The sequence below is a fragment of the uncultured Stenotrophomonas sp. genome (genome assembly GCF_963519925.1).
GTDB lineage: Bacteria > Pseudomonadota > Gammaproteobacteria > Xanthomonadales > Xanthomonadaceae > Stenotrophomonas > Stenotrophomonas maltophilia_AE.
On record NZ_CAUQPH010000134.1, the window covers coordinates 1 to 9643 of the forward strand.

The following is a 9643-nucleotide window of genomic DNA, read 5'->3' on the forward strand; positions in this document are numbered from 1 at the left end:
TTTTGTATTCGTGACTGGGTGGGCTCGGTTTTTTTTATAAGCGAGCTGTGCCTGCCGCTGCTGTGGCCGGCGCGGGGGCGGCCACAGCCGGGGGAGGTCGAGCTGCTGGTGATGGACGTGGGGCAGGGCCTGGCTGTCTGGGTCCGCACCCACCGGCACCGCCTGCTGTACGACGCCGGACCCGCCGCCGAGGTCGGATTCGACGCGGGCGAGCGCATCGTGGTTCCCACCCTGCATGCCTTGGGCGAAACCGGGCTGGACCGCGTCCTGCTCAGCCATGGCGACCGCGACCACGCCGGCGGCATGCCGGCGGTCCGCCGCGCCTTTGCCACGCCGCCCCTGATGGCGCCCGACGGGGCGGTCCGGGAAGACGCGACTGCGTGCCACGAGGGCATGGCCTGGCACTGGGATGGCGTGGGTTTCACGGTCCTGCACCCGCCCCGGGGCATGGCCTACGCGGGCAACGCCAGCAGCTGCGTGCTGCGCATCCAGACCACGCACGGCGCGCTGCTGTTGACCGGCGACATCGGCCACGCCGAGGAGTCGCGCCTTCTGGCCAGCGTTCCGGGCGCACTGCGCGCCGAGATGACGCTGGTGGCGCACCACGGCAGCGCGGGGTCGTCCAGTGCGCCTTGGGTGGAGGCGGTGTCGCCGCGGCTGGCGATCGTCTCCTCCGGGCACGGCAACCGCTTCGGCCACCCGCGTGCCGAGGTGGTGCAGCGCTGGCAGGGCGCCCGGGCCGAAGTGCTGGACACCGCCGACAGCGGAGCGCTGCGGATCTGGCTGGGCCGCGACGGATTGCAGGTGCGCGAACAGCGTCTTTTCGAACGCCGTTGGTGGGATGCCGCGGAGCGGGCGCGGTCGGCTGCTATCCTATCGGCGGTCATACAGGCGGCCGATGGGCCGGAGGGTTGAAACGTGTGGGAACTGGTCAAGGCCGGTGGCTGGCCGATGCTGCCGCTGCTGCTGTTGGGCGTACTGGCTTTGGCAATCGTCCTGGAGCGTTTCTGGACCTTGCGGCGCAATGAGGTCCTGCCCCCCGGGCTGGGCCAGGAGGTCCGCAACTGGGCCGCGCGCGGCAAGCTCGATCCCACCCACATCCAGTCGCTGCGGGCCAACTCGCCGCTGGGTGCGCTGCTGGCGGTGGCGCTGGAAGCGCGCAACCGGCCGCGCGACCAGATCCGCGAACGGATCGAAGATGCCGGACGGCACCTGGTGCACCGCATGGAGCGCTACCTGAACGCGCTGGGCACGATCGCCTCGGCCGGTCCTCTGCTGGGCCTGCTCGGCACCGTGGTCGGCATGATCCAGATGTTCATGGGCATCCTCGACCACGGCGTGGGCGACGTGAACCAGCTCGCCGGCGGTATCGGCAAGGCACTGGTGTGCACCGCCACCGGCATGATCGTGGCCATTCCCGCGCTGATGTTCCATCGCTACTTCAAGGGCCGCATCGGCGGCTACGTGATCGAGATGGAGATGGAGGCCTCGGCCCTGCTCGATGCGCTGGACGGCCGCCCCGGCGTCATGAACGCCCCGCCGCGTGCCGGTACCGCGCCGGTCGCCGCTTCGCCTGCCACGGCCAAGGGCTGACGGATGCGCATCCGCAACGACCGGGTCCAGGACGAGGTGCATATCGACCTGGTGCCCCTGATCGACGTCATCCTGGTGCTGATCATCTTCTTCGTGGTCACCACCACCTTCGACGCGCGTTCGACGCTGCAGCTGCAGCTGCCGACCGCCAGCCAGCAGGACACCACCGAGCCGCCGCGCTCGCTGAGCGTGCTGGTGAATGCCGAGGGGCGCTACTTCATCAACGACCAGGAAGTGCTGCGCACCGACGTGGAGTCGGTCAAGCAGACCATCGCCGCGGTCGCCGGCAGCGACCGCGAGCAGACCGTGCTGCTGCGCGCTGACGCCCGCACCCCGTACCAGGCCGTGGTCACCGCCCAGGACGCCCTGGGCCAGCTCGGCTTCCGCCGCATCGCCATCGCTACCGCGCCGGAGGTGCGTCCATGAGTAAACAACACGCGCCGGTCTGGCCGATCTACAAACGCCTGCTTGGCTACACCCGTGCCTACTGGGTGTTCATGGTCGCCGCGGTCATCGCGATGGTGGTAGAAGCGCTGGCCGGCTACCACTTCACCAAGCTGATGGAGCCGCTGGTCAACCGCGGCTTCGTCAATCCCGAGCCGCGCATGGCGGTGATCCTGCCGCTGACCATCCTCGGGCTGTTCATGATGCGCAGCCTGGCTACCCTGGTCAGCGACTACGCCCTGGCGCGCACCGGCCGCAGCGTGGTGCGCGACCTGCGCGAGCAGGTGCTGTCCAAGTACCTGCACCTGCCGTCGTCGCATTTCGACAGCGAAGCCACGCCGGTGATGGTCAGCCGCCTGAACTACGACACCGAGCAGGTCACCCAGGCCAGCGCCGACGCGCTCAAGACCCTGGTGGCCGATACCCTGACCATCATCGCCATGCTGGTGGTGATGCTGCAGATGAGCGTCAAGGTCACCGTGGCGATGCTGGTGGTGGTGCCGCTCATCGGCGTGATCGTCTCGTTCGTGGGCAAGCGCTACCGGCGCATCAGCCGCGGCATCCAGGACGGCATGGGCAGCATGGCGCAGACCGCAGAACAGTCGCTGGCCGCGCAGCAGGAAGTGAAGGTGCATGGCACCCAGGCGCACGAAATCGAACGCTATTCGCGCCTGGCCAACCGCATGCTCGGCCTCAACATGAAGGTCGAAACCACGCGTGCGCTGGCCTCGAGCACGGTGCAGTTCCTGGCCGCGCTGGCGCTGGCGGTGATCGTGTGGGTGTCCACCCGCGAAGCGCTGGCCGGGCGCCTGAACGCCGGCCAGTTCATGGGCCTGATGACCTCGATGATGGCCATCATTCCTTCGCTGCGGCGGTTGACCAGCGTGCAGACCTCGATTTCGCGCGGCGTGGCGGCGGCCGAGCGCCTGTTCGGCATCCTCGACCTGCCGGTCGAGCGCGACCAGGGCAGCACCCGCGCCCAGCGCGTGCGGGGCGAACTGTCGTTCGAGCACGTGATGCTGCGTTACCGCGAAGACACCGGGATCGCGCTGGATGACATCACGTTCGAAGCCAGGCCCGGCACCGTCACCGCCATCGTCGGCCGCTCCGGCAGCGGCAAGACCAGCCTGATCCGCCTGGTGCCGCGTTTCTACGAACCTAGCGGCGGTTGCATCCGGCTCGATGGCGTGCCGCTGGACGAGTACCCGCTGGCCGACCTGCGCCGCCAGGTGGCGATGGTGGGACAGAAGGTGATGCTCTTCGACGATACCGTGGCGGCCAACATCGCCTACGGCATGGACGCCAGCGAAGAAGAGATCCGCAAGGCGGCCGAAGCGGCCAATGCCTGGGAGTTCATCGAGCGCATGCCACAGCAGCTGCAGACCCCGGTTGGCGAAAACGGTGCGCTGCTGTCCGGCGGCCAGCGCCAGCGCCTGGCGATCGCCCGCGCGATCCTGCGTGACGCGCCGGTGCTGATCCTGGATGAAGCCACCGCCGCGCTGGACAACGAATCCGAGCGACTGGTGCAGGACGCACTGCAGCGCCTGATGCCCGAGCGCACCACGCTGGTCATCGCGCACCGCCTGTCCACCATCGAACATGCCGACCAGGTGCTGGTGATGGACCATGGCCGCATCGTCGAGCGCGGTACCCACGACGAACTGCTCGCGCTGGGCGGCCTGTACGAGCACCTGCACAAGATGCAGTTCCGCGAAAGGCAGCCCTGATGGCGTCCAACGGGTCCCAGACGCCGTCGTACTGGTATGACGGCAGCGCGGTGCCGTTCGCCGCGCGCCTGCTCGCGCCGGTGTACGGCGCGGTGGTGGCGCTGCGCCGTGCGCTGTACCGGCGTGGCTGGTTCAAGCGCCATGCCCTGCCGGTGCCGGTGATCGTGGTCGGCAACGTGACCGCCGGCGGCACCGGCAAGACCCCGCTGACCATCGCGCTGGTGGACCAGCTGCGCGCGGCCGGCTGGAAGCCCGGCGTGGCCAGCCGCGGCTACGGTCGCCAGGAGGCCAAGCTGGCGCGCTGGGTGGACGCGGACACCGACACCGCGCTGGGCGGCGACGAACCGGTCCTGATCGCCTGGAAGACCGGCGTGCCGGTCCGGGTCGACGCCGACCGCGTTGCCGCCGGCAAGGCGCTGATCGAGGCCGGCTGCGACATCATCGTCTGCGATGATGGCCTGCAGCACTATCGGCTGTCGCGGGACATCGAGATCGAAGTAGTCGACGCGCAGCGTCGCTATGGCAATGGGCGGCTGATCCCGGCCGGCCCCCTGCGCGAGCCGGCCAGCCGCGCGCGCGACTGCGATTTCCGCGTGGTGAACCTGGGCCAGGCCAGTGCCGATCCGGCCGCGATGGCCACCTGCGGTTTCGGCGAATGGTCGATGCAGCTGCACATCGACCGCGCGCAACCGCTCAGCGGTGGCCGCGCCCGCGCGCTGTCGCATTTCCGTGGCCAGCGCGTACACGCGGTGGCCGGTATCGCCCACCCGCAGCGCTTCTTCGACATGCTGCGCGCGCAGGGCATCGGCGTGGTCCCGCACGCCTTTGCCGACCACCACGCCTACCAGGCGGCGGACCTGCGTTTCGGAAGCGAGCTGCCGGTGCTGATGACCGAAAAGGACGCGGTGAAGTGCAAGGCGTTCGCCAATGAATGGCATTTCGCCGTGCCGCTGTCGGCCGACCTGCCGGCCGCCTTCTGGGTGGCCCTGCTCGACCGCGTCGATAAACTCGGCAAGCGCTGAGCGCGCGCTCCCATCCCGCGTTGTCCCGAGAGGTTTCCCGCATGAGCCAGCCCGTTGATTTCGTCGTCGCCATTCCGGCGCGCTACGCCGCCTCGCGCCTGCCCGGCAAGCCCCTGCGCCTGCTGGGAGGCACCCCGCTGGTGCTGCACGTGGCCGAACGCGCCCTGGAGGCCGGCGCGCGCGAGGTCTGGGTCGCCACCGACGACACCCGCATCGCAGACGCGCTGCAGGAGCTGCCCACGGTGCGGGTGGCGATGACCGCCGCCAGCCACGCCTCGGGAACCGACCGCCTGGCCGAGTGCGCATGCCAGGCCGGCTGGTCAGACGACACCCTCGTGGTGAACCTGCAGGGCGACGAACCGTTCGCGCCGGCCGACGGCATCCGCGCCGTGGCCGAGGCGCTGGTCTACAGCGGTGCAGACATGGCCACCCTGGCCACCCCGGTCGAAGACGCCGAAACCCTGTTCGACCCCAACGTGGTCAAGGTGGTGCGCCAGCAGAACCTGGACGCGCTGTACTTCAGCCGCGCGCCTATTCCCTGGCACCGCGACGCGTTCGCGCAGAGCCGTGAGCACCTGTCGGGTCCGCATTGGCTGCGCCACATCGGCATCTATGCCTATCGTGCCGGGTTTCTGCAGGCCTTCGCCGCGCTGCCGCCCGGCCGCCTGGAGCAGCTGGAATCGCTGGAACAGCTGCGGGTGCTCGAGGCCGGGCACCGGCTCAGCGTGGCGCTGTCGCCGGCCGCCTTCCCGCCGGGGATCGACACCCCGGCCGACCTTGAGCGGGCCGAGGCCTGGCTGGCCCGCCGTCATATTGACGGTGGCGCGACGGTCGCGTGACGCCGAGTCCGGCATAATCACGGCATGAACGTACAGCTCGTCCAGGACCTTCCCGAATTCGCCACGTGGCTCAATGCTGCGCCGACCACGCTGACCGAGCTGCGCGGCCGCCCCGTGGCGCTGGCCTTCGTCAATGCCGCCTCGGTCTGGTGCGCGCAGCGGCTGGCCGAGCTGGGCCAATGGCAGTCGCGCAATCCGGGCAGGCTGCAGCCGCTGATCCTGCAGGTGCCGCGCTTCGATTTCGAACGCGAACCGGCGCAGGCGTTGAAGCTCCTGCGCCGCCAGGGACTGGCCGCGCCCGCGCTGCTCGACGCGGACTGGGATGGCTGGCGCCGTTTCAACATCACCGCATGGCCGACCCTGGTACTGCTGGATGCGCAGGGCAGGGAAGTCGACCGGCTGGTGGGATTCGCCGACGACCTGGACCGTGCCCTCAACAGCCTGTGCCAGGGGGTGACCGGGCCGCGCGACGGCGATGCGCCGCAACCGCGTGAGCTGGATCCGGAACCGCGCCTGCCGTTGTTGTTCCCGTCCGCGCTGGCGGTGAGCACAGAGCGGCTGTATATCGCCGACAGTGGCCACCACCGCATCCTCGAATGCAGCCACGCCGGCCGCGTGCTGCGCCAGTTCGGGCTGGGCACCGCCGACATGATGGACGGCGGCCCCGCCGAGGCGGCGTTCAACCGCCCGCAGGGCCTGGCGCTGGAACGCGAGTGGCTGTACGTGGCCGACACCGGCAACCACGCGCTGCGCCGCATCCACCTGTTGACCGGCCAGGTCGACACCCTGTGCGGCAATGGCCGCCCCGGCGATCCGCGCGAGGGCGCGATCTCCGATCCGCGGCAGGCGCCGTTGAACCACCCGCAGGGCATCGCCGTAGCCGACAACCAGGTGCACATCGCGATGGCCGGCGACAACCGCGTCTGGAGCTACCACCTTGGCCAGCGCACGCTGTCGTGGCGGGCCGGGTCCGGGGCGATGGACGAGCGCGACGGCAGCGGGCACCTGGCCGCCTTCGCGCAGCCGGCGGCGCTGGCCGCCGTGCAGCAGGTGCTGTACGTCTGCGATGCGCTCGGTTCGTCGATCCGCTCGATGCAGCTGCGCGGCGACCTGGTCCAGACGCTGGTCGGGCAGGGGCCGTGGACGTTCGGCGAGCAGGACGGCCCACGCACCACCGCGCGGCTGCAATACCCGCAGGCCATCGCGATGAGCCCGGACGCACCGGTGCTGTGGATCGCCGACGCCGGCAACGGACGCCTGCGGACCCTGCGCCTGGGCGGCGGCGAGCTGGGTACGGTGGAACTGCCCCGGCGACTGCACGGCCCGTCCGGGCTGGCGCTCGGCGCGGGCGCGGTGTGGATCGCCGAAACCGATGCGCACGCCGTGCTGCGGTTCGACCCGGTGAGCGGCGTACTGAGCGACGTGCCGATCAGCGAATGACCCTGTCCACCGCACCGGCCTTCGACGGAAAGGCATTCGCGGCCCACCTGAGCACCGCGCCCGGCGTGTACCGCATGTACGCGGCCGACGACAGCCTGCTGTACGTCGGCAAGGCGCGCGCCCTGCGCAACCGGGTGGGCAGCTATTTCAACGGCGCGCCAAAGAACGCGCGGATCATGTCCATGCTGTCGCAGGTCGCGCGCATGGACGTCACCGTCACCCGCTCCGAAGCCGAAGCGCTGCTGCTGGAAAACCAGCTGATCAAATCGCTGTCGCCGCGCTACAACGTCTCGCTGCGCGACGACAAGACCTATCCGCAGGTATTGCTGACCCGCGAGGAATGGCCGCGCATCGCCCTGCACCGCGGCCCGCGCGCGGTGCCCGGGCGTTATTTCGGGCCGTACCCGGGAGTGACCGCGGTACGTGAAACGCTCAACCTGATGCACAAGCTGTTCAAGCTGCGCAGCTGCGAGGACAGCGTGTTCCGCAACCGATCGCGGCCCTGCCTGCAGTACCAGATCGGGCGCTGCAGCGCGCCGTGCGTGGCGCTGGTGGAAGCCGACGATTACGCCGAATCGGTGCGCCGCGCCGCGATGTTCCTGGAGGGAAAGAGCGACCAGCTGGCGCGCGAACTCGGCACGCAGATGCAGGCGGCCAGCGAAGCGCTTGAATTCGAACAGGCCGCGCGCCTGCGCGACCTGGTCACCGCCCTGCGCAGCATGCAGACCCGACAGTACGTCGACGGCCGCGCCGCCGACCTGGACGTGCTGGCCTGCGCCACCCGGGGCGCCAGTGCGTGCGTGATGCTGCTGTCGTTCCGTGACGGCCGCAACATGGGCACGCGCCCGTTCTATCCGCGCACCAATGGCGAGGAAAGCGCCGAGGAAGTGCTGGGCGCCTTCGTCTCCCAGTACTACGTCGAACATGCCCCGCCGCGCGAGATCCTGCTCGACCGCGAGATCCCGGATGCCAGTTTGATCGAATCGGCGCTGAGCGCCTCGGCCGAGTACAAGGTGCAGCTGAAGTGGAACGTGCGCGGCGAGCGCGCCGGCTACGTCGAACTGGCCAGCCGCAATGCGCAGATCACCCTGGTCAGCGAGCTCACCAGCCGCAGCGCGCAGCACGCACGCAGCGAAGACCTGCGGCAGATGCTGGGGCTGGCCGAACAGGTCAAACGGGTGGAATGTTTCGACATCAGCCACACCATGGGCGAAGCCACGGTGGCCTCCTGCGTGGTGTTCGACGCCAGCGGCCCGGTGCGCAGCCAGTACCGACGCTACAACATCAGCGGCATCGAACCGGGCGATGACTACGCCGCCATGCGCCAGGCGATCGATCGCCGTTTCCGGCGCGCGGTGGAGGAAGAGGGCGTGCTGCCGGACCTGCTGCTGATCGACGGCGGCGCCGGCCAGCTGGCCCAGGCCCAGGCAGCGCTGGCCGACCTTGGCGTGGAAGGGGTGATGCTGGTGGGCGTGGCCAAGGGCGTGGAACGCCGCGCCGGCCATGAGGCGCTGGTGTTGCCCGACGGCCGCGAGCTGCGTCCGGGCGCGGCGTCGCCGGCGCTGCAGTTCATCCAGCAGGTCCGCGACGAAGCGCACCGGTTCGCCATCACCGGCCATCGCGGGCGCCGCCAGAAGGCGCGCATGACCAGCAAGCTCGAAGACATTCCCGGCATCGGGCCGCGCCGCCGCGCCAGCCTGCTCAAGCATTTCGGCGGCCTGGTCGGACTGAAAGCGGCCGGCGAGGCGGAAATCGCCAAGGTCGAAGGCATCAATGACGCCCTTGCCGCACGCATCTACGCTAACCTTCATGGACTGCCCACGCCCCCTGCGGCCGGCGAGTAGAGAGACGCAATGAAGTTGACCCTCCCCACCTGGCTGACGCTGCTGCGGATCGTGATGATCCCGGTGCTGGTGCTGGTGTTCTATCTCCCCTACACCTGGACGAACTTCGCGTCCGCGGCGATTTTCGGCCTGGCTGCGCTGACCGACTGGCTGGATGGCTGGATCGCGCGCCGCTATGACCTGGCCTCGGCGTTCGGCGCGTTTCTTGATCCGGTGGCCGACAAGCTGATGGTGGCGGTGGCACTGTTCCTGATCGTGCAGGGCCACCCGACCCCGTGGATGGCGTTCTGGGCGGCGGTGATCGTCGGTCGTGAAATCGCGGTGTCGGCGCTGCGCGAATGGATGGCCGAGATCGGCCAGCGCGCGAAGGTGCGGGTAGCGCTGATCGGCAAGATCAAGACCACCGCGCAGATGGTCGCGCTGCTGTGCCTGCTGTATTCGGTGGCGCCGAACACGCCGGTGTCCGATATCTGGATGGGCGAACCGGTGTTCCACATCGGTGACTGGACCCTGGCGATCGCCGCGGTACTGACCCTGTTTTCGGGCCTGCAATACCTGCACGCGGCATGGCCGAGCCTGCGTGAGGACGAGCGTGCCGCGCGTGAAACCGCGCGCGCGAAAAAGAAGGGCTGAGGGCTGTTGACAGCACCGCGTTTGGCTGTAGAATTTCGCCTCCCAAGCGGGAATAGCTCAGTTGGTAGAGCGCAACCTTGCCAAGGTTGAGGTCGCGAGTT

9 protein-coding genes are annotated in these 9643 nt (G+C 69.4%); all 9 read left to right on the forward strand.

Annotated elements, in window-relative coordinates; translation table 11 throughout:
• The coding region (locus RWO33_RS16840) for a ComEC/Rec2 family competence protein (protein WP_314106299.1) at positions 1 to 915 on the forward strand (915 nt) is incomplete at its 5' end.
• A 3-nt stretch (positions 916 to 918) separates the two neighbouring features.
• A complete protein-coding gene (locus RWO33_RS16845; protein ID WP_314106301.1) occupies positions 919 to 1593 on the forward strand; it encodes a MotA/TolQ/ExbB proton channel family protein in 675 nt (224 codons plus the stop codon).
• A gap of 3 nt (positions 1594 to 1596) precedes the next feature.
• Entirely contained in the window at positions 1597 to 2019 is a 423-nt protein-coding gene (locus RWO33_RS16850; RefSeq protein WP_070209310.1) for a biopolymer transporter ExbD, read from the forward strand.
• Positions 2016 to 3764, forward strand: coding sequence for a lipid A export permease/ATP-binding protein MsbA (gene msbA, locus RWO33_RS16855; RefSeq protein WP_145478045.1), 1749 nt, complete (start codon positions 2016 to 2018; stop codon positions 3762 to 3764). The genes RWO33_RS16850 and msbA overlap by 4 nt, the downstream gene beginning before the upstream one ends.
• Positions 3764 to 4786 (forward strand): tetraacyldisaccharide 4'-kinase, encoded by a 1023-nt coding sequence (lpxK, locus tag RWO33_RS16860; RefSeq protein ID WP_314106306.1) that lies wholly within the window; start codon positions 3764 to 3766, stop codon positions 4784 to 4786. The genes msbA and lpxK overlap by 1 nt, the downstream gene beginning before the upstream one ends.
• Positions 4787 to 4827: 41 nt before the next feature.
• Positions 4828 to 5625: a 3-deoxy-manno-octulosonate cytidylyltransferase gene (gene kdsB / locus RWO33_RS16865; protein ID WP_314106308.1), complete on the forward strand. Its 798-nt coding sequence runs from the start codon at positions 4828 to 4830 to the stop codon at positions 5623 to 5625.
• A 24-nt stretch (positions 5626 to 5649) separates the two neighbouring features.
• A complete protein-coding gene (locus RWO33_RS16870) occupies positions 5650 to 7065 on the forward strand; it encodes a hypothetical protein (RefSeq protein ID WP_314106310.1) in 1416 nt (471 codons plus the stop codon).
• Positions 7062 to 8909, forward strand: a complete 1848-nt coding sequence (uvrC, locus tag RWO33_RS16875; protein WP_145478041.1) for an excinuclease ABC subunit UvrC — start codon at positions 7062 to 7064, stop codon at positions 8907 to 8909. The genes RWO33_RS16870 and uvrC overlap by 4 nt, the downstream gene beginning before the upstream one ends.
• Before the next feature lie 9 nt (positions 8910 to 8918).
• Positions 8919 to 9542: a CDP-diacylglycerol--glycerol-3-phosphate 3-phosphatidyltransferase gene (gene pgsA / locus RWO33_RS16880; protein WP_070209304.1), complete on the forward strand. Its 624-nt coding sequence runs from the start codon at positions 8919 to 8921 to the stop codon at positions 9540 to 9542.
• Positions 9543 to 9643 lie beyond the last annotated feature (101 nt).

What these genes read in the sequence shown, in the direction of transcription:
- RWO33_RS16850 (WP_070209310.1), top strand. Translation starts at nt 1,597, where the DNA reads ATGCGCATCCGCAACGACCGGGTCCAGGACGAGGTGCATATCGACCTG.
- msbA (WP_145478045.1), top strand. Translation starts at nt 2,016, where the DNA reads ATGAGTAAACAACACGCGCCGGTCTGGCCGATCTACAAACGCCTGCTT.
- lpxK (WP_314106306.1), top strand. Translation starts at nt 3,764, where the DNA reads ATGGCGTCCAACGGGTCCCAGACGCCGTCGTACTGGTATGACGGCAGC.
- kdsB (WP_314106308.1), top strand. Translation starts at nt 4,828, where the DNA reads ATGAGCCAGCCCGTTGATTTCGTCGTCGCCATTCCGGCGCGCTACGCC.
- RWO33_RS16870 (WP_314106310.1), top strand. Translation starts at nt 5,650, where the DNA reads ATGAACGTACAGCTCGTCCAGGACCTTCCCGAATTCGCCACGTGGCTC.
- uvrC (WP_145478041.1), top strand. Translation starts at nt 7,062, where the DNA reads ATGACCCTGTCCACCGCACCGGCCTTCGACGGAAAGGCATTCGCGGCC.
- pgsA (WP_070209304.1), top strand. Translation starts at nt 8,919, where the DNA reads ATGAAGTTGACCCTCCCCACCTGGCTGACGCTGCTGCGGATCGTGATG.